Below are 24124 nucleotides of genomic sequence, written 5' to 3' on the forward strand. Positions count from 1 at the left end.
TTGAACATTACAACGAGCAGCATCCGCACAGCGCTTTGAACTATCGCTCACCGAGGGAGTTCAGGCGCTTGGCGGCAGCACCAATTTAACAGGGAGTTGGTGTCCGGTTTTGTAGGGGCAAATCCAAGTGCCATGTTCAAGGTCTCTGCATGAGAGCTATCCAGGGGTAACTGCTGTAGCTGGTCAAGATGGGCACGCAGGCGAGTCAGGGGTGTACGCAGATCGTGCGCAATACCGTCACACGCCCCCTTAACCTCATGCATAAGCTGCTCTATATGCTCGAGCATGACGTTGACAGCATTGGCCAACATGTCGAGCTCATCGCGGCGTGGAGACAGCGGAAGTCGTTCGCCGAGATTGCCCGATACGATACTTTCAGTGCAGCTTTGGAGTCGCTGTACCCTGCGTAGGGGCCTTCGCCTCAGGAGCCACCAACCGATCAGCCCAGGGATAAGGGTAAGAGAAAACCCCCAAAATAATGCTTGCTCGATAATACCGCCGACTGCGGAGATAGAGCCCCCATCGCGCGACAGGATCAAAATTCGACCATCGTCACGATGCTGCATCAGTGCATGACTGCTTCGGGTTTGCTCTCGTGGCAATGCAATGCTCAATCCTCTCTCGAGATAATGTACCTGGCCGTCACCTGGCAGACTTGCTCGCAAACGAAGCAGGTCGCCGGCGATATGGGTGCCGTCAGCTTCAAATAAGCCGTAGGCGTCGATCCCCGACGTCGAATACACCTCACTAGCGGCCAACTCGTCTTTTAGGCTGGCATCATCAATTTTTTGGTAATAGTGGGCTCGCTGCATCAATGTCCGCTCGGCAACAGCTCCGAGATAGGTTGATATTTTCCAATAAAGCACACCTGTAAAAACGGCTCCCCAAGCGATAAAAAACAAGGCGTAGAGCCCAAGAAGGCGGCTATTGGAGGAACGCCAACGCTCATTCCTGGGAGGCAAGAACATAACCAGAACCGCGTATGGTTTGAATAACGGGTGAATTTCCACCCTCGATTTTTTTACGCAGGCGACCGATATGGACATCAATAATGTTCGTGCCTGGATCGAAGTGATATCCCCAAACTGCCTGGAAAAGCATGGTTCTAGTAACCAGCTGACCCGCGTTGCGCATGAAATAAGTGAGCAGTTTGAACTCGGTTGGGAGAAGTGGGATCTGCACGCCCTCGCGACTGAGTGACTGCTCAATAAGATCAATATGGAGGTTGCCGACGCTCAGTAGGCGCTCACTCACACCGGCAAGCGGGCGCCTCAGCAGCACCTCCACCCTGGCGATCATTTCAACCGTAGAGAACGGTTTGGTCAGGTAGTCGTCGCCCCCTGAACGAAGCCCTTTGACCCGCTCATCGACATCTGACAATGCGCTGATCATCAAGACTGGCGTCTGAATACCGAGGCTTCGCAGCGTACTGATTATCGTCAAACCATCAAAATCAGGCAGCATCCGGTCAAGTGTTATCACATCATGCCCGCCAGAAATGGCCGCTGATAATCCATCACGACCGTTCGCCGTCCATAGAACTTCGAATCCATGGGAGGTCAGCGTGTTAACAATAGCCTTGGCTGTAACCTCATCGTCCTCTATCACCAGCGCGCGATTCATTTTTACTCCACACAACGATTGCAAACCTAAAGCTCGAGCGAGCTCCAAGCGCCGTAGGCTTTAAAGATCAGTGCAGCCTAGGTAGGGTGCATCGGGCGGTAAACTAAATATTTCTTAACCATCCTTAATTTCGTCTTTGCTTGAAAGGTGCCTATTTTTTCGCGCCCCCACTGCTAAATCTCATCTCTACACTCGATTCAGGATATCCCGTCATGACGAAGACCTTATCGAGGCTCGCATTGGCTTGCTTGTTTCTATTTGCAGATGGCATTGAGGCACAGGATGCCACTCCCACCAAAACGCTTACCCTCTTTACGACAGGAGGCTTCATCGCGGCGATTCAATCCATAGCCCCCCTTTATGAAAAAACGACAGGAATCAGCCTGGTAATTAAAGAATCCCCGCCCACCGGCAATACGCCAACGGCAATCGAAAATCTGTTGGAGAGCGGTCAAAAAGCAGATGTTGTAATCATGGAGGACTGGGAGCTGCGAAAGCTTATAGATCAAGGCCATTTGCAAAAAACGAGTCGAATTGAGCTTGCCAAGTCGTTCATTGCCATGGCCGTCCGCAAAGGCGCTAAAAAGCCCGATATAAGCACCATGAAGAACTTCAAAAAGACGTTGCTCAACGCAAAGTCTCTGGCTCTATCGGATACGCCCAGCGGAACATACCTGTCACGTATTCTCTTCCCTCAAATGCACATCTCAGAAAGGTTGAGGATCAAAACCAAAAGTATGCGTCCGGCCAACACACCTTCCTGACCCCGACGCCAAAGGCGATGGTGTCCACCTGATTTAAGTGGACACCATTTCTAGCCTTTATAAGCGGGTCTTTCATGCAGCCACAACGCCGTTCTTACTCCAAATCCTTCAAGGCCCAGGTCATTCAAGAGTGTTCCCAGCCCGGGGCCTCGATTGCCAGCGTTGCGCTGAGCCACAGCCTCAACGCGAACCTCGTCCATAAATGGATTCGAGTGCAAACGCAGAAAGCCATGGCGCTGCAACCTGCTTTCATTCCGCTGCCCTTGCAGTTAGCCGGAGCAAATTCGCAAGCCACGTCATCGACTATCTGCCTCGAAATCCCACACCCGCGCGGCACCGTGAAAGTGAACTGGCCGACCGAAAGCGCCGCTGCCTGTGCCACCTTTCTGCGAGATCTGTTGCGATGATCCGCATCGACGCCATCTGGCTCGCCACTGAGCCCATGGACATGCGCGCCGGTACCGAGACCGCGCTAGCCAGAGTGATCGCGGTCTTCGGTGCGGCGAAGCCGCACTGCGCTTATTTGTTTGCCAATCGCCGGGCCAATCGCATGAAAGTGCTGGTACACGATGGGATTGGTATTTGGTTGGCCGCACGTCGCTTGAACCAGGGCAAGTTTCACTGGCCAAGCCTTCGACAAAGCAGCGAAATGCAGTTGGATACCGAACAACTTCAGGCCTTAGTGCTCGGACTACCTTGGCAACGTGTTGGAGCCGGCGGTGCAATCACGCTGCTTTAAAAACTGTAATTAGCGTCTTGGCTGGCTGTCGCAAGTGGCCTGCTTTGGTAAAATCCACGGCATGACGTCCTCACCCAATCTCGATCAAATGACTCCCGACCAGCTACGTGCATTCGCTGCGCAGTTGCTGTCGCAAGTCGAGACCCTGGGCAAGACGGTTGAAACCATGGGCAAGACAGTTGACACCATGGGCAAGAAGATCAACCGCGATCAAACGGTGATCGAGAAACTGACCCACGAAATCGCGCAACTCAAGCGTTTGAAGTTTGCCAAGCGTAGCGAGCAGATGAATCCTGAGCAGGCCAGTCTGCTCGATGACCTGATCGATACCGATATCGCGGCGATTGAGGCCGAGCTTCAAGCCTTGCAAATAGCGCCAGCGACGACCGAGAAAAAGCAAAAGCCCAAGCGCACGGCATTGCCGGCGGAATTCCCACGCACGTTGATCCATCATGAACCGGACAACACTCGCTGCCCTTGTGGCTGCGCACTCAAGCGTATCGGTGAAGACGTCAGCGAAAAGCTGGACTACACACCCGGCGTGTTCACCGTCGAACGCCATGTTCGTGGCAAGTGGGTTTGCGATGACTGCGAAACGCTGATCCAAGCGCCCGTACCGGCGCAGGTCATCGACAAAGGTATCCCAACGGCAGGCTTACTTGCCCACGTCATGATCGCGAAGTTCGCTGACCATTTGCCGCTCTACCGCCAGGAATCGATTTTCGGTCGCGCCGGCTTGGCGATTCCACGCTCCACTTTGGCTCAATGGGTTGGAATGACGGGTGTGCAATTACAGCCCCTGGTCGATGCCCTGCGTGACGTAGTGATGGGACAGCAAGTCATCCACGCGGATGAAACACCGGTACAGATGCTTGCTCCAGGTTCGAAGAAAACCCACCGGTCTTATGTTTGGGCTTACGCCACGAGCCAGTTCTGCGAAACAGCCGCTGTCGTCTACGACTTCAGCCCCAGCCGCGCCGGTGAGCATGCTCGCAACTTCCTGCAAGGCTGGAAAGGTAAGTTGGTCTGCGACGACTTTGGCGGTTACAAGGCCAGCTTCGAACTCGGCGTGACCGAGATCGGCTGCATGGCCCATGCCCGACGCAAGTTTTTCGAATTGCACGCGACCAACAAAAGCCAGATCGCCGAGCAGGCCCTGCGCTACATCCAGTTGCTGTACGAAATCGAGAGCGAAGTGCGTGATCTGGAACCGGATTTACGGTGCCGAATACGACAAGAAAAAGCCGCTCCGGTGATGGATAGATTGCATGTCTGGATGATCGCCCAGCGTGATCTTGTGCCCGAAGGTTCGGCCATCAGCAGAGCACTCGATTACAGTCTCAAACGCTGGGCAGCGCTGTCGCGCTACCTCGATGATGGGGCCGTCCCCATTGATAATAACTGGGCGGAGGTGCGACACGAAGTCGCTTACAGAAGTTGTTCCCCTTGGAGGGAACCACCCGTGTCACCGGGTGAATCTAGAAGGCTGAATCAAGAGCGCTTTCGACAATGTGACGAGGCACCGCAAGGTGCGGGGTACTACTCGTGAGAGATGTGCTCTTCTGGCAGCCATGGCCGGACAAGGGCTAGATAGTCGGTATGGTGAACACATGTGAACCTGCGTAAAGATCGTTAAGTTAAACGAGCGGAAATGGCTTATACGCTCGAACCAAAACGGTAATGGAGGTGGGAACAGCGCCTTTCGGTTGCGCGTTCGTGACCCGTGTATCTCCCGGTCGATAGCAGGCACCTAACCCGACGTACTTCAGTAAGCGGAACGTGGAAATCCCGTATCGCTCCCCTCGGGGACAGCCGTTTGCAAAAAAGGCCCATGGCGGTGCGGGCGAAGGAACGAGGAAAAAGCGAACGCCATCCTGTAACGGGCTGGATAGGAGTTGAAACATCACTTCACGCGAAAGCGGGCAGACGTCCTCATGGTCTCTCTTCACAAGAGAGTAGGTAGAACCCTTTCAACGGAAGGAGAGCAAATGAACGCAGCAGCATTGGCGTGTGCACCTTCCGGCACGTCGTGGGACGGCATCAATTGGGCCGACGCTCAACGTCGAGTAAGAGGGCTGCAAGCGCGTATTGTGAAGGCCGTACAAGACGGCAGACATAACAAGGCAAAAGCCCTGCAATGGCTGCTGACTCACTCGTTTAGCGGCAAAGCTTTAGCCGTGAAACGGGTGTCTGAAAACAAAGGCAAGAATACCCCCGGTGTGGACAAGGTCACTTGGAATACACCGGGGGCCAAGATCGGTGCGATAGCGTCATTGAAGCGGCGAGGCTACTCGCCGCTTCCGCTTCGGAGAGTGCTTATTCCGAAGAAAAACGGCAAGACGAGACCTCTCGGAATTCCCGCGATGAAATGCCGGGCCATGCAGGCGCTCCATCTGTTGGCTCTGGAACCGATAGCGGAAACTACCGGCGATCCGAACTCATATGGGTTCAGGCCGGAACGCTCAACTGCGGATGCCGCCGCACAGTGCTTTGGTGTGCTGTCACGAAAAGCAAACGCGGAGTGGGTGTTAGAGGGCGACATTCAAGGCTGTTTCGACAATATCAGCCATGACTGGTTGATCGCGAACATCCCCATGGATAAGGCGATTTTGCAGAAATGGCTCAAAGCCGGTTACGTCTACCAGAATGAGCTGTTCCCTAGCCACACCGGAACCCCGCAGGGAGGCATCATTTCTCCGGTGTTGGCCAACATGACCTTGGATGGTTTGGAAGCGATGCTGGCGAAGAAATTTCCCAATGCAAAGTGGACAGGCCGAAAGATGCGCGTGGTGCGTTATGCAGATGATTTCATCATCACTGGCTGTTCGAAAGAATGGCTGGAGAATGAAGTCAGGCCCGCTTTGGTTGAGTTTCTGGCAGAGCGTGGACTTGTCCTCTCTGCGGAAAAAACCAAAATAACGCACATAGAGGACGGGTTCGACTTCCTCGGATGGAACTTGCGCAAGTACAACGGAAAGCTCCTGATCAAGCCATCGAAAGCAAATATCAGGGTTCACCTAGCCAGGCTCCGGGAAGTGATCAAGACCAACAAGGCGATCAAACAGGTCAATTTGATCGGGCTGCTCAATCCGATTTTACGGGGATGGGCGAACTATCACAGCCACGTGGTCGCCAAGAAAGTCTTCAATCAGGTGGATAGCGAAGTCTGGATAATGCTCTGGCGCTGGGCGGTGAGACGACATCCGCGCAAAGGAACACGGTGGGTCAAGGACAGGTATTTTAAAGTCCGAGGATCGCGCCGCTGGGTGTTCACCACCGTTGAAAAATCCGCAGACGGTAAGGTAAGGGAATACACCTTACTGAAAGAATCGGATACGCCGATAGTGCGGCACATCAAGATCAAGTCTGCTGCCAACCCGCATGACCCCAATTGGGATGAGTATTTCGAGTTCCGATGGGGCAAGAAAATGCTCAAATCAACGAAGGGACGAGCGAAGCTTTATCGCGTCTGGCGACAGCAAGGCGGTCTATGTTCTGTTTGTCATAAGCCCGTTACCAAAGATACGCCGTGGCATAGTCGCCACATCGTAAAGTTGGCCGACGGGGGAACGGACGCCGCAGTCAATCTTGAGGTCTATCACCTGCGTTGCCCCAGAGATCAGCAGTACGCCAATGTTCAAGAGGTATAGCCGGGTACTTAACAGTGCCTTTGTAGAGGCTTGAGCCGTGTGCTGGGAAACTCGCATGCACGGTTCTTAGGGGGTTGGACGCGGGTAACCGCGTCTGACTACCCGACAACCAGATCCGGCCGTGGGCTCTTGGACGCAAAAACTGGCTCTTCGCTGGGTCGCTACGTAGCGGAAAACGGGCGGCAGCGATCATGAGTTTGATCCAGTCTGCGCGGCTGAATGGTCATGACCCGTACGCCTATCTAAAGGATGTTCTCACGCGTTTACCGACGCAGCGGGCGAGTGAAATCGAGCTGCTGCTTCCGCATAAGTGGCAGCCGGTTTAATCACGCAAGATGTGATGCCCGGACGCATACAACCAAAACGATTTCCGCGAAGCCTGTCGCAGAAGCAGTAGCCCGTGGCGAAGCGGAGATAGGCTTCCAACAATTGAGTGAGCTGATGCACATTGAAGGCATCGATGTGATTGGGCTTATCCCCGATCAGGTTCAGAAAATGACAATGTACTCAGCGGCCATCACCACAGGCAGCGTGCAGCAAGAGGAGGCTGCCACGCTATTAAAGTTCCTCAGTTCAGAGGCCGCTAGGAGTGCCATGAAGCTAGGCGGATTAACACCTGTTCGATGAACCCTGCTAGGAGCTGTGTGCTCTCTATTGGGCCACCGCCAGGATTGTAGTTGCTTTATGGTCGGTTATTTGAGGAGGCGATTTCGTTTGCCGACTCAAGCTTAAGCCATCAAGTTCTTGAGGGCTTAACGTGGCCCCTCTGTCAGACAGAATCAAGGCAAGAACTAGAATGGTAAAGCCTACTAACACTGGGAATGAGCCCAACCAGAATTGGATGCGTCGGCGGCGCTGGTATGCGTCCATTTTTACTAGCCCCTGTCGGCGTTGGCGAGTATTTCTCGCTTACTTATACTTCTGTTGCTCAATGCAATTTCTACCATCGATTACTAATAAGCACCAGGCTCCCACTATCTGATTTGACCTCCCTCAGGTCAGAAGCCGGAGAGCTTGCAAAGCAGCAAGGTGCCCCGGATAGAACCAGTAGCCCCATTGCCCGACCGGCCAGACCTTGAAGGTGAAAGTCTGACGAAGAAGCCAGAGCCCGATCAGGGGAGCCGCGAACGCGGAGCTCAAAGCCAACAATGAATAGATTTCCAAGTCCATCGCCCTGGTCACGATGCTGCTGCGGGTATTGCTCAACAGGCATAGAGCCGCTGGCAGCAACCAAAGAACACCGGGGCTCTTGATCGCTAACAAGACCGCCGATGGAAGGAGTGCTCCGTAGAAGCCATACATCAGTGGATCATCCAGCACGTAGGCAACTGCGGCGGCCATCAACGCCGTAGCGCCGCTCAACAAGGTGCGATATTGCAATCCCCACGCAATCAATAGCCCTAATGCCAGGGTAACCAACACGTTGAATGATCCCGAGGTGCTGATGTAGCGATAAGGCACTTCTGAAATGGCAGCAAACAACAGCATCAACGCAAGGTATCGACCATTCGTCGCCGTCAGCAATTCGCCCGGTTTGGAGCGCGCCACGTTGGCCGCAATGGCGACACAGAACAGCGGAAAAGACAGTCGTCCCAGAATAAACAGATTGCTCATCTCCGGCCACACCAAGCGCAAGTGATCGATAACCATGGTCAGCATCGCCAGCCACTTGATCAGATCCAGGCTAATGCTTCGGTTCTTGAGTGAAGGATGCGGGGTTGTATTAGCCGTCGTCATGTCCATCCCAATGTGACTGCGGTAAGCACGAGATAACGCACGCCCTTGGCCAGGGTGACGATCAGTAGGAAACTCCAAAATGGTTCGCGCATGACTCCGGCGACGACCGTCAGCGGATCGCCAATGATGGGCACCCAGCTCAGCAACAGTGACCAGCGCCCGCTGCGCATATAGGAGTGCTGGGCTTTTTCTAACTTGCTCTCGCTCAAGGGGAACCAGCGCTTGTGGCGGAATCGCTCAACAGAACGGCCCACAAACCAGTTCAGTGCGGAGCCAAGAACGTTGCCAAAAGTGGCGACCGCCAAGAGCGTAGATACGACGTACCGGTCGGAGAGCAACATTCCGACCAGCACGGCTTCAGACTGCATTGGCAATACCGTGGCGGCACCGAATGCCGCCAGGAATAGACCAACGTAGCTGGTGAGTTCAAACACGAAAGAGTCGCCTCAAGCGTTCAAGCCGATCCAGCCATGGAAGCCCACGTAGAGACCAACACCGATGATCAGGACACTGGAGAGGTAGGGCGCACGACGCGCAACGGTGCCGAACCACGGCCAACGGTTGGACGCCTGCTTGGCGCCAATCGCGGCTGCAGCACCGACGGTTACCAGTGTGAGTGCCAGACCAATGCTAAAACACAGGACTAGCACGCCACCCAAGGCGACCTCTTTGACCTGAAGACATAGCAACAGAACGGTGATAGCAGCCGGACAAGGAATCAAACCACCAGTCAGACCGAACATGATGATTTGGCCGGTGGTGACTTCGCGGTTAGTGAAGCGTTTACGGATATCGTTAGCATGAGCACGTTCGTGTGCATCCTGATAGCCGTCAATCGACAACTCCAGGCCTTCCAGTTCGGAATGCACATGGCCGTGATTATGCTCCTGGTAGTCCAAGTCATAATCATGGGAGTGCCCCGCGTGCCCAAGACTCAAGCGAGCACTGAACTCATGAGGCTCGGGGATATCGACTGCCGATTCCAGGAAGCCCTCGCGCTCGACGAAGGTGAACGACTGGGTGCTGCCGTCCGGACGGGTAGTCATCAGACGAACATCTGAGGCTGCCCAAGCGTGCCCGGTCAATGTCTTCATGCGCCAGTGCGGTGGCACACCGTCTTCGAAGATCGACAGCTCAACACGACCATGGCCAGTATCGATTCGGTGGGTTTCATCATGATGGCCGTGGTCATGCTCGCCATGGTGGTGATCATCACCTTGCTCGAACTTGAACATCTGCTCACCGCGCCATGTACGCCAAAGCATCCACAGCGCAATTACGATGATCAGGGCAGAGGATGCTAGCTGGAAGTATGGCTCAGTGGTTTGAGCGTCCAGGCCTTTGCCCAGATACATGCCGCCGATGGCGACCAGCCACACTACGGCGGTGTGCGATAGCGTTGCAGCCAGCCCCAGCAATACGGCCTGTTTTACCGAGCCACGGATGGCCACGATGAAAGCCGCCATCATGGTTTTTGAATGGCCCGGTTCAAGCCCATGTAAAGCACCGAGCAGAATGGCGCTCGGGAAGTACAGCCAGGCGTGCGAACCACCCTGTTGCAAGAGTTCAGCGAAGTTGGGCATATCAGACCTAAAGGTACTTGGTGATTTGTTTGAAAGCTTCCAGCGGTGCACGCTCTCCATTGCCCAGCGCCGAAACGGTGTCCTCAAGGCAGTGATCAATGTGATCTTGGATGAGCGTTCGTTTTGCCTGACATACGGCTTTCTCAACTGCATGCAACTGCTGAGCAATGTCCACGCACTCACGACCCTCTTCGATCATGGTGATGATGCCGCGTAAATGGCCGTCCGCTCGTTTGAGGCGCTTGATGATCGCCTCATGACTTTGGTGGGTGTGGGGATGGCTGTGTTCGTGTTCGTGCTCACTCATGACTTGAGCCTCAGGCCTCAATGAATTACGCTGGCATCGTATCCCCCCTAGGGGGATACGGTCAAACGAATCAAAGCCCTACAAAACGAGTTGAAACCCGAACACTATGTTCAGCAAAACACTGACAATGACGGTGGTAATCGCACTTGCTCTCGCCATGTTTGTGGCTTGGGCCGGGCACACCTATACGTTGTCGGTGACATCGAAACAGCCAGCCTGGGAGATTGCGCAAGACGCACATCACTCCCATGAGCAGCAGGCAGAGATGTCGAGCGCGAGCTACTCGGATCATTACCACTCGCCGTTGACCCCTGACCATCAGCACGAAACGCCACAGCTCACGTCCGCGTTGAGTTTGGCTGCACAGCCAAAGCTGTCCATACGAGTTGATGCGCGCAGATATTCCGTTCCTCGTCCGCCGATTTTCTTGATCGAGCGTCCGCCCCGTCCTTCGTTCGCATCCTGACCATGGCCGCACTGCGGCCTTTGATCCCTGCAACGTAGGATTGATCTATGCATTCGCACTCAATGAGTGGCGTTGTCGCATTCACTGCGCCATCGCACCGCCCACTACTGCTGTTGTTTTTACTTGTCGCTGCACTTTTCCTCGGGATGCCCGAGGCGATGGCTCATGCCGTCGCGGAAGGTGACAAGGGCTTCATCCAGGAAAGTTCCGGCGTCATGTTGCTGCCCTTCATCTACATGGGCGCCAAGCACATGATGACGGGGTACGACCACCTGCTGTTTCTGTTCGGGGTGATCTTCTTCCTCTACCGCCTGAAAGACGTGGGGCTCTACGTCACGCTATTCGCTGTAGGCCACTCGGTTACGCTGCTGCTGGGCGTGCTGACCGAGATCAGCATCAGCTCCTACATCATCGACGCCATCATTGGTTTCTCTGTGGTGTACAAGGCGCTCGATAACTTGGGTGCATTCCAGCGCTGGTTCGGCTTCCAACCCAACACCAAGGTGGCCACGCTAATCTTCGGCCTGCTCCATGGTTTCGGTCTAGCCACCAAGATTCAGGAGTACGAGATCTCGCCTGATGGCCTGATTCCCAACCTGATCGCCTTCAACGTCGGCGTCGAGATCGGCCAATTGCTGGCCCTCAGCGCGATTCTCATTCTGATGGGGTATTGGCGGCGCACCGGCAGTTTCTGGCGCCACGCCTATACCGCCAACGTCGCCATGATGAGTGCCGGTTTCCTGCTGATGGGTTACCAGCTGACTGGCCTATTTGTCTCTGCGTAAGGAATTCTGACCATGTTCAATACTCCGCTTCCAACTGTTAATGAATTGCCCAGCACTCGCAAACTGGTGCGTTCGACTGTCATTGCACTGTTGACTGCGGTCGTCCTGCTGGTGACCGTTGTCATGCCTTCGGAATATGCCGTTGATCCAACGGGTGTGGGCCGAGCACTGGGGCTGACCCAAATGGGCGAACTGAAGATCATCCTGGCCCAGGAGGCTTTGGCGGATGCAGCACCACCTCAACCAGCAACTTTAGCTCCAGCTCCAGCTTCGCAGGTTGCACAGGCTGAACCTGTTGCGACACCTGTTACTCCGCCAGTGGCGACACCTCCCCCAGCTCTGAAGACAAATCAAATGAGCGTCACGCTCAAGCCAGGTGAAGGGACAGAAATCAAACTGAAAGTGCTGAAGGGCAAGACGGTCAGCTATGAATGGACAGCGGCTGGTGGGCCTGTGAATTACGACACCCATGGCGAGCCTTACAACGGTGAAAAGGGTTACTTCCACAGCTATACCAAGGGCAAGCAAGTCAAAAGTGACAAAGGTGAATTCACCGCCATTTTTGACGGCACCCATGGTTGGTTTTGGCGTAACCGCAGCAATAGCGACGTGACCATCTCACTGAGAACGGCCGGCGATTACTTGAGCGTCAAACAGTAATCCGAAGCAGCGATGGCTGTTCTATTGCCGAAAATGCAGCGATCAACCTAGATAAAGACCATTTATCTCATCCATTTTTTGAAGAGTCATTCCATGAAAACCCCAGCAACGCTGATTCGTTCGATGCTCCTGATTTGCTTTATTGGCCTGATGACCGCATGCGGTGGCGGTGAGAAAGGAACAACATCCAAGACCGCTGAGCACGGACACTCACACGAGTAACACCCTGAATAAAACATGGCCGCATTTGCGGCCTTGTTTGCTTCTATATCTCAACCTGCGCACCCAGTTCGACCACTCGGTCAGCGGCAAATGGAAGTATTTGAGGTTGCTGTTGACGTGCTTCAGTAAAAAAGTGAACAAGCTTTCTCGCCGACGAGCCATTCCGATACGCTTGATCGGGATATCCGTCTCGCGGCTAAGGAAGTAGGTGGATTGCTTCGTGCAGAAATCCAGCTCATTCAAGTGTAAGAAACTCAAGGCTACGGCTAGGTCAGGCTCCCCGATAAGACCAAAGTGCGGGTTAACCCGGAAAAATTATTCGTCATAAGCCTAGACCTCAAACCGCCGATCATCTGGTACGCGCAGCTGTCTTCAGACGCCACAGTTAGCAACACCACCTGCTCGTGCAGAACCTGTTTATGCAATAGATTGTGCGAGAGCGCATGAGGGGCTGTATCAGCATTGTAATAACTGCCGGGTCATACCAACATTTATGTCAATCCACAAAAAAAGGCGCCACTAGGGCGCCTAAGCCGTCTCTAAACCAAAGGAGAAACAAAGAGACGGGGGTGTATTTGGCAATTGGACACCTGATGCCGATGGCTAGCGTCCGTTAAAGCAGTTGCAATGGGTATTCGACAATCAGTCTGACTTCGTCCAAATCAGATTCGAAATCGGTAGCTCGTGTCGTTGCTTGGCGAACACGCAAAGACATGTCCTTCAGAGAGCCTGACTGGATGACGTATTTGGCCTCTATGTCTCGCTCCCAACGCTTTTGGTCCTGCAATGGGGCACCATCCGCGCCGCGACGCATGTACACGCTGTTCGCGTTGGAATAGTCCGCATCCCAGCCCTTAGCGTAGCGGGTCATGAAGCTGAGACCGGGGATGCCGAAAGCCTGCATATCTAGATCGTAGCGCAGCTGCAAGGATTGCTCTTTCGGTGAGTTGAAATCGCTGTATTGGATAGAGTTATCCAAGAAAATTGAGTCGGACTGGCGAAGGTAGTCAAAGTCGTCGTTACCATTATTGCGCTGGTAACCAACGGTCACGGCGTGCGCTCCGAATTTGACCCCGGTCTTGCCGCTCCAGATGTTGTTATCGAAGCTTCCCAGAAGTTTTTTACCCTCATCAACCGCTCGGTATTAATTAAAGCCGCCGATTAGCGATACGCTTTCTGAGAGTGGATAGCTCAATGTGGTGCCCGCGTAGTATTGGTTCCACACATCCTTGAATTGGCTGGTGTAAAGACTCACACCTACGTGCTCATTGACCGTGTAATCGCCCCCTAGATAAGCGATCCATGGAGCATCTACTGCACCGGCGTAAAAAGTTGAAAAGCCGTCACGCATGCTACTGGAATTGGGTTGGCTCATCGCATGCAGCCGGCCCCCCTGAAGGGTCAGGCCTTTGATGCTGGTATTAGTGAACGTTGCACCACGGAAACTCTCCGGGAGAAGTCGGGAATCCCCATAGGCAACGACAGGCGTCGATGGAAATACGTCGCCTACCTTGACGACTGTATCCAGGAAACGCACTTTTGCGGCCCCGCCTACTTTTGAGTAGGAGTCTTCAGGTTGGCCTTTGCTATTGTGCGGCAAGACATCGACTGAGCTTCGGGCTCCCGAGCGACCATCACCTGAATCGAGCTTGAGGCCTTCCATTGCAAACGCATCAATGCCGAAGCCTACGGTACCTTGAGTAAAGCCTGATTCGAATCGGCCAATGATGCCATGAGCCCATTCGGCTGAGTAACCATTGCCCGTGGGGCTTGACTGGCCCTTTCGATAATCACGATTGAGATAGAGATTCCGATTGAGAATACTAAAGGTGCTCCCCTCAATGAACCCTTCAGGCTTTTGCTCCACAGCTACTGCAACTTGCCCCATGCTCATGCCAAGGGCAATTAGAGAAAGACCATAAATGCTTTTATTGTTCATTTAACACTCCAGGCTTTAGCTTGGCAGAGTTTCTTTATGAAATATTTTTTATAATTATAAAAAGCCACCAGCACGTGAGGATTTCTCCTACGTGCCGGCAGACATAATTTCATACAATAGATAACTCCAGCGTGACCTGAAAATTACTTCTATGTCAGCGAACAGTAAGCAGGCTCAAAACATACCGAACAAACTGGCGCAGCTAGGGCCAACGCTAACTAGCTTCCGTGAGGGCAGTTAGTACCCATAACCTTGTATTCCAGGGTGTTGAGCTTGCCCGCCGAATCTTCATAGGTCATGCGCGAAGGAGCTACGCCACAGGTTTTATTGGCTTGAGTGGTACTGATTACCTTCTGGACATCGAGGTTCATTCCATATTCATAATGAACAACTTCAGGTGTCGTCTTTCCATTTTCTAAGGCGTACTGTTCCATCGCCTTCTGGTTCTCTTGCATCATTCGACCATAAACACGGTCACCACCGCCTTCAGCCATGGCCAAAGAAGACAAGGTCAAGATGGAAACGGCAAAAAAAGCTTTTAGTGATTTCATGAATTTCATGATTTTCTCCTAGTGTTCACTTACTTCTGACTAGAGGATAACCAGTGATGCCTTTCAGAAAGCTGCCGCGAATATTACATATGCGTAAGGTGTCCCTCAGCACTGGTGAGCTCGACTATTAGAATTTTAACTTATTGGCGGAGTAGGCTGAATATGTCAGATAAGCATTAAAGATCAACTCGAGTTTCTCACGAAATACCCAAGTATTTTTTATTAAAGATACATCTCATCTATATTATGGACAGCTGCTTGGACTGCTCCATATGGATGAGTGGTTTGAGCGCAGTAAGATGAGACGAGGAACGTGTTACAAAAGCCTTATAGGCTGAGAATATTAGGGGCTACGTTGAGTACCGAAAATACCATCGCTAGGATAGCCTTTAACAGCCATAAGAAATCGTCCCGGTATTTTATCGCGGCTAGCAGCAAAGCACCGACGATTGGAAGCAGGGACAACCCCTTCAGCAACCGAAAGGTCCTGGTGAGGGTTAGGCCTTGCTTGTCGACTTGATCGATGGTGATCCTGAGCAGCCCCTGAAGTTTCGGGGGATATGTTTTTATCTTGTCCTTGAAATCATCGAAAATGACATTGAAGCTGTGTAGGAGGCGCTCCGTTTGCAGCATTTGGTTGTGAAGGATTGCAAGCAGAACCACAGAAACCGCTGCCAACCCAAGGACAAGGATAAAACCTTCGAATCTTGAGGTTGTTTTCTCCAGCACGACCAAACCCGCTAGCGATATCGGCAGGGCGAGCATCTTGCCGGCGATGTCGCCCAGCACCCCGCTAAGCTTCGTGCCATAGTCGATTTCAGCTTGGGCCACCTCCCGCCGGGCCCGCTCAAACGAGAAGCTATAGACGTAGGTTTGCAGATTAGCGCGGTATGTGGCGAGGACCTCCCGCCACTCCCGCACGATCACCAAGAACAGATTGGGCTCGCTCTCAAACTTCTCGATGACGCTAGCCACTGTAGTGGTCTAATGAAACCGGACACCCATTTAGGCGAGAATGCTCGCCAGATCGAGGTGTCAGATGACCAAACAACGCCGTTCCTTTTCTGCTGAATTCAAACGCGAGGCTGCCGACCTCGTGCTCAAGCAAAACTACAGCTACATCGAAGCCAGCCGTTCACTCGGCGTCGGCGAGTCAGCCCTGCGCCGCTGGGTTGATCAGGTTCAGCAGGAACGCCAAGGCGTCACTCCGCAGAGCAAAGCATTGACCCCGGAACAGCAGAAAATTCAGGAGCTGGAAGCCCGGATTGCCCGCCTTGAACGGGAAAAATCGATATTAAAAAAGGCTACCGCGCTCTTGATGTCGGAAGATCACGAGCGTACGCGCTGATCAATCAGCTGAGCGTCCATGAGCCGATTGATTGGCTGTGCAAGGTGTTTGAAGTCCCCCGTTCGTGCTACTACGCCCAGCGTCTTAGGCGTCGAACGCCTGATGTCGAACGACTTCGGTTACGCAGCCGGGTGAGCGAGCTGTTCTCGCAAAGTCGCAGTGCTGCGGGCAGCCGTAGCATCTTGTCGCTGATGCGTGAAGACGGTGAACAGCTCGGTCGGTTCAAAGTGCGCAGCCTGATGCGCGAGCTTGATTTAGTCAGTAAACAACCCGGATCACATGCCTACAAACGAGCGACGGTTGAACGGTTGGATATCCCGAACATATTGAATCGGGAGTTCGATGCTCCAGCACCCAACCAGGTGTGGTGCGGCGACATCACCTACATCTGGGCCCAGGGGAAATGGCATTACCTGGCTGTCGTGCTGGATCTTTGCACGCGCCGGGTGGTGGGCTGGGCGTTGTCGGAAAAGCCGGACGCTGATCTGGTTATCAAGGCGCTGGATATGGCTTACGAGCAACGAGGAAGACCTCAGGGTCTGCTGTTTCACTCGGATCAAGGGTCGCAGTATGCGAGTCGTTTATTTCGCCAGCGGCTGTGGCGTTATCGCATGCGCCAGAGCATGAGTCGCCGGGGAAATTGCTGGGACAATGCGCCAATGGAGCGCGTGTTCCGCAGCTTGAAAACGGAGTGGATACCGACCACGGATTACCGAACGGCTCAAGAAGCCCAGCGCGATATCAGCCAATTCTTAATGCATCGGTACAACTGGATTCGCCCCCATCAATTCAACGGTGGGCTGGCGCCAGCTCGGGCCGAAGAAAAACTTAACGTCGTGTCCGGGATTAGTTGACCACTACACACCGCCATCCGAATCATTAATTTTCGTTCGGAGAGGTGTGCCTTATTTTCGTTTTTTCGATTGAGTATTTCTTCCAACAAGCTCAGGTGATTGAGCTCATAGTCAAGGACCTTGACGTCAACCTGGGTAGGTAACAGAAAAGTTCTCGGAGGCTTAGCCCCATCGGGAGGCAAGGCAAAGAACAGATTAAAACCATCTTGGCTGCTGTCTTTGTCGACACCGATCGCTAGCAGTGCAAGCAGCTCGATGAGCCGGCAGACGCGCCTGAGCGCCTTAATCGCCGGAGGCTCGATGTCATCGCTATCTGCCCAACAGAGCTCAACAATGTATACGTTGCTCGGGAATTGCCCCTTGCCCAATGAGCCATTGCGAGCGACAAACTCGCCTAGGTTCGCGTAGAACCGGCCAGACTCGTTCGATGGCAAGCGAAACTCAATATCGAGAGAGTCTGCTTCTTCAGAGCAATGCTCGAACTTGCCATAGGCTGCGGGCAGGCCATCGCACATTCGCAACGCACCGATAATGTCGGGCGTTGGCATCCCCTCATAGCGGATGACTCCGTCCTCAATGGTGGGCGCTCCAATGGCGCGGTAGAGAGCTACCACATTAGAAAACATTCTTAGCCGACCCTGGCCAGCAGTTCTTTCTCGATCACACCAACCAGTTCGGCAGTCAGATTGGACAGCGTCAACTTTTTCCGTCCCTCATCATAATAAACGTCTGCGGCCGGATCCTTACCTAACGCTCCACGCTCGAATTGCAACGACCAGTTAGCCGCGTCCCCCTTGATACGGGTCTTCTCTTTCAGCGATTTCGCATTGACCGTAAAGTCGTCTGGCACCTTATGTTTCTCGCTATTCAAATAGTCTTTCAGCCCAACAATTTCATCCACTAAGTCAGCGGGTACGTGTGCGACAGCGACGTGGCAGATAGCGTCCAAGCGCGCAGATTTGCCTGCGGCCAACTGCTCCTCCAGATACTTGATCACCGCCTCTTTGGCCTTGTAACCAAAGCCTTTTAACGTTTTGTTGTCGCGAAAAAACCGTGCAACGTTATCAATGGCATTTTTGGTAGCGCGTCCGGAAGCTACTCCTTTCGCGCATCCCAGTGCAGAGATGAAATAATCGGATGCCTGACTATCACGGCCCCGGCTGATGAAGCACAGGTAGGTTGAATCCACTTCATCCTCCGCGTCATCTTCATTCTGCTCAGGCGCAGCAGCGGCCGCAGCAGCCATAGCCTTTATGGCCACGAAACTCGCTAAATTGATCCTGGCGGCCTGCTGAACCTTGTTGAGATCGACCTCTTGAATTTCCTTGGGCACATAGTTCTCGTCCAGCTGTATACCGCCGCGTTCCTTCATGCTGGCGACCAGGAAAAAGTCGGTTGCACCTGCGGTGTACTGAGCGCAAAGGATGTGTCCACCGGTCGATAAGACTTGATTACCGGCTTGCTCCACCAACTGGTCCATTGCCAAGTGGGTCAAGTCGATAAATCGCGCTTCATCATCTTGTACTTCTACGAACGCGGTGAAGCGCTCTGGAAACGGTCCCTGACGGTCATCATTGGCAAACTGGCCGTAGACCACGCTGTTGCCTTCTTTGCCGATGAGGCCGTGGATACCATTGACCAGAAAATGCAACGCGGGATTTTCAGTATCGAGCGCCACATCCTTCTTGACCACCTCGGAGATAACGCTGGTCTTGGCCAGCTTCTTGAAGCTGTGAATAATGGCAGTTTTCAGCGTAATCATAGGTCGAATTCCGTTCCGATAGTATCAATATGGAATCACTGAAAATAGCACCTTACCCAGCAAACTTCAGGGCTTATCTCGATATCAGATATCACCTAAGGGCTCCAACACCTAGTGATCAGTAAGGCTGCACGAACCCAATAACTGTATATGCATACAGCATAATACTCTATGCCATTCATCAGCACGAGGGTCTGAGCGTCGAAACGCGGACAGCATCATCTAGGCTTGTCACAGACCATAGTCTCTAACGTAGACTCAGTCTGAAAAGTTTTTCCAATCTTATCCGTCAGCGCTGGAGCACAGCTGAAGAGCGGGGACCGCCCACGCTGGATCGATCAGATCCTTCGTTTGAAGCAATTCTTCGAAGGAATCTATCCCAAAGATTACCCGAGGTTCTAGGTAATGCGCAGGAGGCCTTTTACCTACTGAAGAACAGATTTTTGGAGGGTTTGATCTCAAGACAGGTCACACAAGAACTCGACTGTCTGGACGATAGTCCGGGTAATGGTCATGTGTCGCCACTCCGCTATAGGCCTGGTTCTGGGGACGATTGTTACGAACGCCATGTCTCAGTAAGCACCGAGACAGTACCGCGATGGTTGAGTGGGACGGCGCCCAAAACATTGAGCGTCGATAAATACCACATTACGCGTCCGTGACTCTCAGTACAGGCTCAAAGCGACATCTAGGTCCGTCTGTACCCTTCGGCCGGGTCCCATCAACACATAAACGGTATTTTTGGTCTCGAACAGGCAATCGTGGGTGAAGGAAACTCCCAATGAGGTTCTTACCCAGCGGGCGCGATGGAAACGTCCTCAGCTATCGTGGAGAACAAACAAAGTGTTGACCAGTGTAGGAGTAACTCCTCCTCTAACAACGACCTTTAACTGACGGGGGGAGACCACTAAATCAACCATTATCCAGTCAGCGACTAGGCAATAGGTCCGTCCAGGGAAGTAAGATCCGATCAGAGCCACGGCGTCTGAATGAGGAAGCTCACATCCAGGTATTTTTTCACCACCAGAAACCAGTTCTGCTAGGCCCGCCAGATTCATTCATCCCTCCGACCCACTTCATAAATCGAGTCGAATGATTAATCACACCAGTCAGCATAGCTGCCCGTAAATCGCCCGACTTAAACCCCGATGAACAGCACGCAAAACTTGGCTCATCTGCTCAAAAGCTAACGTTTAGCCCTTTAGCTATGGTCTGATTTATGCCATTGCTCATGCTTGAATCCGACGTCAAAATAGATGCCGGTGTCTGCGGTACGTGAGCGATATCTGCTTCTGCGGCATAAATCCCGTATATGCGTAAACCGCTGCTATCGGTGCACATCCAATGCCCGATCAATACGCAATAGGCGTCGGTATTAACAATGACATCCAACGCCCAGCAATAAGCCACAAAAATCACCGGATCCAGAGCAACTGCGCCACGCCATAAAAATATCTACTGGAGCTTTGAATTGGACGCGATCATCTCCATGTATGCATTGCCACCCATGGGAATATCATAACCTGGTGGCCCTTCCCATTGCCGCGAGACACCGGTATTTCTAAGCATAACGTCAACCTTAATGCCGTCCTTAACCATGCTGTCTAAATCCCACTCGAAGTGATTTATGAGAGCCTGGCAGGCCACATGAGGCACTGTTGTCAATAATCTCAAGCTGGAGTTGTTTGGGGGTAACTTAAGCCTCGCGATCTCCGACATCGTCCATATAAATCTCCGTAACCTAAAATGCCAAAGAGACTCAAGATGAAGTTCAAGTTGAGCTGACAGCAATGGGAAAGACTTACGAGTCGCACGCTCCCTACTTACTTTTCGCGGCAAAAGTGCAAGCATGTTACTGATATTTACTCGCACCTGTTTTTGGGTGATGCGGTACAAGTTCTCAACGCCCTCTATAAGAATAGTTGCGTATTTTTCGTCCTCATCATTTACCACCGGCTCGACACTACTCTTCTGCATTAAGTTCCCTGTAATTTTACTCAACAACCAGTCCTTATCGTTTTCGTTGAGCCAACGGGTTACTTGATAAGCACTTACCCAAAGATAGTCCATACCAATGCCTGGCTTCACTTCAAGTAGCATTGAGATTTTTTCTCGATAAGCCTTTTTCTTATGTTCTGGCAAAGTTTTCTCTTTAAGACGGACCGTCGGGTTTGCCGAGCTAGCAAGTAGAGACTCTTCTGCCAAGCATTTCTCAAACTTTTCTGCACATCCAAAAAGATGGAGAGATATTAAAAGATGCCTTGCCAACGGCATATCAATTTGACCTCTTGTTGTCGATAGCCTAATCCATTGACTTCGAATTCCAGCTGCGTATGCCAAATCAATTTTCGAAATAATTTCATCGCTGAACTTATCACGAATACTGCTAAATAATTTAGCTGTGCCAATTAGGTTCCCATGAACAAACCCTTGCTTCTTTGCTTGACGCCGATAACAAGCAGCCAAAACCGTATATTCTATCGATGGCAGATTGCGTTGCAGAATATCATTTACAAAAACTGCAAACTCGCGCTCTTCATTTGAGGCGAGTGAGCGGTTCGTAGGTTTAACAGCGTTCCACCCGCAAGCACAATCATCGGTCAACCCCGGTAACAATCGGTTTTTACGATAGAAAGGGTGAGAGCAATTAGGGCAAGATTTAAGAAGTTCTTCACCGTGTCGCCAGCACGCTGTAACGCCCGGTACATGATGAGCTCGGTGCCAATATGCGTAGCCACACTCTATGAGGTCGGCCTGCACACAGGCCAAGCAAATTTTAGCTCTGCTATTCCTCGTACCTTCTCTCCTAGGCACTCGAGCGACATCAGATAAAACCTTGTCAAATTCCTTAGAGGATTCTTTTGATAATCCTATAAAAGGTTTGTAGGCTGGGAACGTAGTGTTAATCTCAAGCAACTCAGCCAAGTTGCCTTCTTTAACTCCCGGCAATCGAGAAGCAAGGTTTTCTAATTGCTTTGGTATGATAGATAGTTGGAATGGCGCAACGCCAAAAAGATCACGGAAAGTTTCTGCCTCGGTTTTGTTTCCGGACAAAAAATGGTATCTCGTAATACGAGATAATAGTGTCTCGTCTGGCATAGACATTGGGAAAAACAGAATACTGGACATGAGTAGCCGACTTTCTAGCGTGGGTCTGGTAGGACGCGAGTCCTGTGGATGGTGTTCTTTTATCACATATCACCGTGTACCCGGGTAAGGATTTTAAAAATGAACGCCATACAGTAGCGAACAGCCAGCAACTGTTTTATTAGAAAACAGCAGTTTTTACGCCAAAGTCAAAATACAATACACCACACATATAAATACTTTCACTGCACGCCTCGTCAAAATTCACACATCGAATCCACGCACAGCTCATATATATAGAGGCTTGTGCCGACGGCGTTACAGAGCAATATTCATACGCGGATCAGGGTGCCTTCACTCATATTTGGAGTTTTCTGAGACACGCTGTTCGATACAGCGCTGATTGAGTGATTGGCTTGCCGTCAAGTTTTAGCTTCCGCTCGGCCCAGCTCAGGCGCCGCCGATGGAATGCATCAAGGGTTTCGCATTCGGCTGCCAGTGCAGCCGCACAGTGCGGCAGCTTGTTGAGCTGCTTTTCAAACCTAGATAACACATGAAGCTCTCTGCCTATTTTTGTCCGTGAGATGCGGACAGGTTTACCTGGAAGCGCTCGTAACATTTCAGCGCATTGAACCACTTCGTTGGCAAGGTCAAGGTCGAGGTCTTTGAATCTTTCTGCCTGCTGTCCGCGCGGTCTGTGGGCTTTTCCTGGCTCTTGTGTAAGCTCGGACAGCCATTGCCGATCGTTTCGATGAAGCCACACATAATCTCGACACTCATGAGCTAGGCGAGCTCTGTATTCCCCGTCAAATCGGTTCCTCCTATCAACCAGCAGTTTCGAAAGCCTCGCCTCTTTCCATAGGTCAGGTCCATACGAAATCGCGCGTATCATTCGGTAGACGCATGTAACCGAGCTCCTTGTTTCTGACGCTATGGTCTTAGCGTTAGCCCCCATGAGCGCCAGCGTCCAGATCGTTTCAGATGCCTCACTCATATACTCATTGGTGCTTGAGCGATTGGTTGGAGATCTGTTGGCAGCTCGTCCACCAGGAGTTTCGCTATTGGCTGTTCGACTAAGCGACTCGGTAATAGGCCCGTTTGGCCGCAGTATCCTTTCCATATCGACCTTGAGCGCACAGGCCAGCAGGATGAATTTCAGCGGATGATGGGTGCCCCTCGGCTTACGCAAAAGCTTCACAATCCAGGCCGCCGGTATATCCGCAGACGACTTGCTCAGTATCGAGTATTCCCCTGAGGAGGGGAGCGCCTCAAAGAACGCAGACATGTGTCGCGCCAAAATGCCTAAGTGCAGCCGACCAGTATCGGAAGCCATTTTCAAGGCAATAGCGCTATCCAGAAACACCGAGCGAATCGCATCAGGACATAATGGCGGAACATCGGTCTCAAGCACCTGCATCGAACGCTGCGCTATTTCTTGCAGAGCACTTTGTAGATTTTGAGGGATGTCTAGCGAAATGGAGTGAGACTGAACGTCCTCATCGTCCGGTAAATGCATTCTTCGAGAGTTTCTGCTCAACCAGCGGTAATCAAGGAACCTCAACGGGGTTCCATGGTGGGGACAGATCAAAACGCCTGGAAGCTGATGCACACGGTGCCAGTACGCTGCTCCCACACAGGCCATGTCCTGTTGGACACAGTCGAAGCAAAATCGCACTCTCGAAGCAAACTCGAGTCGGCTCGCGATTAACCCCAACCTTAGCATCAACCCCTTGCCGTTTCCCGCCATCAAGATATTGGCGTCGTCCACCTGTTGCGGGGTCAAAAAAGGTTCGTAGTAGGGCAGTTGCGTATGGCGCTTTATAACAGCGGCTAGCGATAAGCCTGTATCACACGGCAGCGCCTCGACAAGCTCAGCTAGTCGACATGGAAAAGCAACGTTCTGCGAAAAGCATTTCGCGGACTGCGCTCCATCGAAAACTGCTGCGCAACTACGTACGCCACAGAGCCGGGCGTATCTTGAGAGAACGCTGTGAAGCGTCTCATCGTGGAAAACGGCCGGAAAGAAATGGAATTTGAGCCCCATTTC

At 52.4% G+C, this 24124-nt stretch carries 20 protein-coding genes and 6 pseudogenes; 10 read left to right on the forward strand and 16 right to left on the reverse strand.

The window, feature by feature from the left end; all coding sequences use genetic code 11:
• Positions 1-47 precede the first annotated feature (47 nt).
• Both FQ182_RS28195 and FQ182_RS28200 read right to left on the reverse strand, forming a co-directional pair.
• Positions 48-1046, reverse strand: a complete 999-nt coding sequence (locus FQ182_RS28195; protein ID WP_256666374.1) for a HAMP domain-containing protein — start codon at positions 1044-1046, stop codon at positions 48-50.
• Complete coding sequence (locus FQ182_RS28200) at positions 946-1623, reverse strand: response regulator transcription factor (protein ID WP_046482248.1); 678 nt, start codon at positions 1621-1623, stop codon at positions 946-948. Before FQ182_RS28200 ends, FQ182_RS28195 begins: the two co-directional genes overlap by 101 nt.
• Before the next feature lie 212 nt (positions 1624-1835).
• On the opposite strand from FQ182_RS28200, the gene FQ182_RS28205 reads away from it, so the two are divergent.
• From FQ182_RS28205 to FQ182_RS28235, 7 genes and pseudogenes are all read left to right on the forward strand, one after another.
• On the forward strand, positions 1836-2387 hold the full coding sequence (locus tag FQ182_RS28205) for a substrate-binding domain-containing protein (RefSeq protein WP_149414873.1): 552 nt from the start codon (positions 1836-1838) through the stop codon (positions 2385-2387).
• Between the two features lie 74 nt (positions 2388-2461).
• On the forward strand, positions 2462-2794 hold the full coding sequence (locus tag FQ182_RS28210) for a transposase (protein WP_014335805.1): 333 nt from the start codon (positions 2462-2464) through the stop codon (positions 2792-2794).
• A complete protein-coding gene (gene tnpB, locus FQ182_RS30600; RefSeq protein WP_014335806.1) occupies positions 2791-3126 on the forward strand; it encodes an IS66 family insertion sequence element accessory protein TnpB in 336 nt (111 codons plus the stop codon). The genes FQ182_RS28210 and tnpB overlap by 4 nt, the downstream gene beginning before the upstream one ends.
• 61 nt (positions 3127-3187) lie before the next feature.
• A pseudogene (locus tag FQ182_RS28220) lies at positions 3188-4537 on the forward strand (IS66 family transposase); the annotation flags it as partial.
• A 577-nt stretch (positions 4538-5114) separates the two neighbouring features.
• Positions 5115-6776 (forward strand): group II intron reverse transcriptase/maturase, encoded by a 1662-nt coding sequence (ltrA, locus tag FQ182_RS28225; protein WP_149414872.1) that lies wholly within the window; start codon positions 5115-5117, stop codon positions 6774-6776.
• A gap of 104 nt (positions 6777-6880) precedes the next feature.
• A pseudogene (locus FQ182_RS28230) lies at positions 6881-7102 on the forward strand (transposase domain-containing protein); the annotation flags it as partial.
• A complete protein-coding gene (locus tag FQ182_RS28235; protein WP_149414871.1) occupies positions 7026-7403 on the forward strand; it encodes a substrate-binding domain-containing protein in 378 nt (125 codons plus the stop codon). The pseudogene FQ182_RS28230 and the gene FQ182_RS28235, both read left to right, overlap by 77 nt.
• 366 nt (positions 7404-7769) lie before the next feature.
• Here the strand turns inward: FQ182_RS28235 and FQ182_RS28245 are convergent, their stop codons facing one another.
• Genes FQ182_RS28245 through FQ182_RS28260 form a run of 4 tightly spaced genes read right to left on the reverse strand, consistent with a single transcriptional unit; the run spans position 7770 to position 10403 of the window.
• Positions 7770-8513, reverse strand: coding sequence for a TraX family protein (locus FQ182_RS28245; protein ID WP_046482252.1), 744 nt, complete (start codon positions 8511-8513; stop codon positions 7770-7772).
• Positions 8510-8947 (reverse strand): YqaA family protein, encoded by a 438-nt coding sequence (locus FQ182_RS28250; protein ID WP_046482254.1) that lies wholly within the window; start codon positions 8945-8947, stop codon positions 8510-8512. The genes FQ182_RS28245 and FQ182_RS28250 overlap by 4 nt, the downstream gene beginning before the upstream one ends.
• A 12-nt stretch (positions 8948-8959) precedes the next feature.
• Positions 8960-10096 (reverse strand): nickel/cobalt efflux protein RcnA, encoded by a 1137-nt coding sequence (locus tag FQ182_RS28255; RefSeq protein WP_046482256.1) that lies wholly within the window; start codon positions 10094-10096, stop codon positions 8960-8962.
• Positions 10097-10103: 7 nt separating this feature from the next.
• Positions 10104-10403, reverse strand: coding sequence for a metal-sensing transcriptional repressor (locus tag FQ182_RS28260; protein ID WP_032894820.1), 300 nt, complete (start codon positions 10401-10403; stop codon positions 10104-10106).
• A gap of 513 nt (positions 10404-10916) precedes the next feature.
• On the opposite strand from FQ182_RS28260, the gene FQ182_RS28270 reads away from it, so the two are divergent.
• A complete protein-coding gene (locus tag FQ182_RS28270; RefSeq protein ID WP_057005885.1) occupies positions 10917-11654 on the forward strand; it encodes a HupE/UreJ family protein in 738 nt (245 codons plus the stop codon).
• Positions 11655-11666: 12 nt separating this feature from the next.
• A complete protein-coding gene (locus FQ182_RS28275; RefSeq protein ID WP_032856627.1) occupies positions 11667-12314 on the forward strand; it encodes a hypothetical protein in 648 nt (215 codons plus the stop codon).
• A 265-nt stretch (positions 12315-12579) separates the two neighbouring features.
• Here the strand turns inward: FQ182_RS28275 and FQ182_RS30605 are convergent.
• The 4 genes and pseudogenes from FQ182_RS30605 to FQ182_RS28295 all read right to left on the reverse strand — a co-directional run.
• Positions 12580-12994, reverse strand: a pseudogene (locus FQ182_RS30605) (potassium transporter Kup); the annotation flags it as partial.
• Between the two features lie 155 nt (positions 12995-13149).
• Positions 13150-14475 (reverse strand): annotated as a pseudogene (locus FQ182_RS28285) (OprD family porin).
• A gap of 218 nt (positions 14476-14693) precedes the next feature.
• Complete coding sequence (locus FQ182_RS28290) at positions 14694-15026, reverse strand: DUF2790 domain-containing protein (RefSeq protein ID WP_019334883.1); 333 nt, start codon at positions 15024-15026, stop codon at positions 14694-14696.
• Positions 15027-15353: 327 nt separating this feature from the next.
• Positions 15354-16001: a hypothetical protein gene (locus tag FQ182_RS28295; protein WP_256666373.1), complete on the reverse strand. Its 648-nt coding sequence runs from the start codon at positions 15999-16001 to the stop codon at positions 15354-15356.
• A gap of 64 nt (positions 16002-16065) precedes the next feature.
• Between FQ182_RS28295 and FQ182_RS28305 the strand changes: the two genes are divergently transcribed.
• Positions 16066-17228 (forward strand): IS3 family transposase gene (locus FQ182_RS28305; protein WP_087149560.1). Its coding sequence is split into 2 segments (ribosomal slippage): positions 16066-16321 and positions 16321-17228, totalling 1164 coding nucleotides; the frame shifts between segments, so codons are not numbered across the junction.
• Here the strand turns inward: FQ182_RS28305 and FQ182_RS28310 are convergent.
• The 6 genes and pseudogenes from FQ182_RS28310 to FQ182_RS30810 form a co-directional block, all read right to left on the reverse strand.
• Positions 17159-17854 carry a hypothetical protein gene (locus FQ182_RS28310; protein ID WP_256666372.1) on the reverse strand — a complete coding sequence of 232 codons (696 nt, stop codon included), beginning with the start codon at positions 17852-17854 and terminating at the stop codon, positions 17159-17161. The two genes, FQ182_RS28305 and FQ182_RS28310, sit on opposite strands and share 70 nt — an antisense overlap.
• Positions 17855-17856: 2 nt before the next feature.
• The gene (locus FQ182_RS28315) at positions 17857-18990 is read right to left on the reverse strand and encodes a nucleoid-associated protein (RefSeq protein WP_034152178.1); all 1134 of its coding nucleotides are present in this window, start codon (positions 18988-18990) and stop codon (positions 17857-17859) included.
• Between the two features lie 665 nt (positions 18991-19655).
• A pseudogene (locus tag FQ182_RS31080) lies at positions 19656-20048 on the reverse strand (hypothetical protein).
• A 397-nt stretch (positions 20049-20445) separates the two neighbouring features.
• A complete protein-coding gene (locus FQ182_RS28320) occupies positions 20446-22119 on the reverse strand; it encodes a TniQ family protein (RefSeq protein ID WP_080761983.1) in 1674 nt (557 codons plus the stop codon).
• Between the two features lie 316 nt (positions 22120-22435).
• A complete protein-coding gene (locus FQ182_RS28325; protein ID WP_306108736.1) occupies positions 22436-23593 on the reverse strand; it encodes a TnsD family Tn7-like transposition protein in 1158 nt (385 codons plus the stop codon).
• Between the two features lie 54 nt (positions 23594-23647).
• Positions 23648-24121 (reverse strand): annotated as a pseudogene (locus FQ182_RS30810) (TniQ family protein); the annotation flags it as partial.
• Positions 24122-24124: the final 3 nt, after the last annotated feature.

It is taken from the genome of Pseudomonas sp. ANT_H4 (genome assembly GCF_008369295.1).
Taxonomy (GTDB): domain Bacteria; phylum Pseudomonadota; class Gammaproteobacteria; order Pseudomonadales; family Pseudomonadaceae; genus Aquipseudomonas.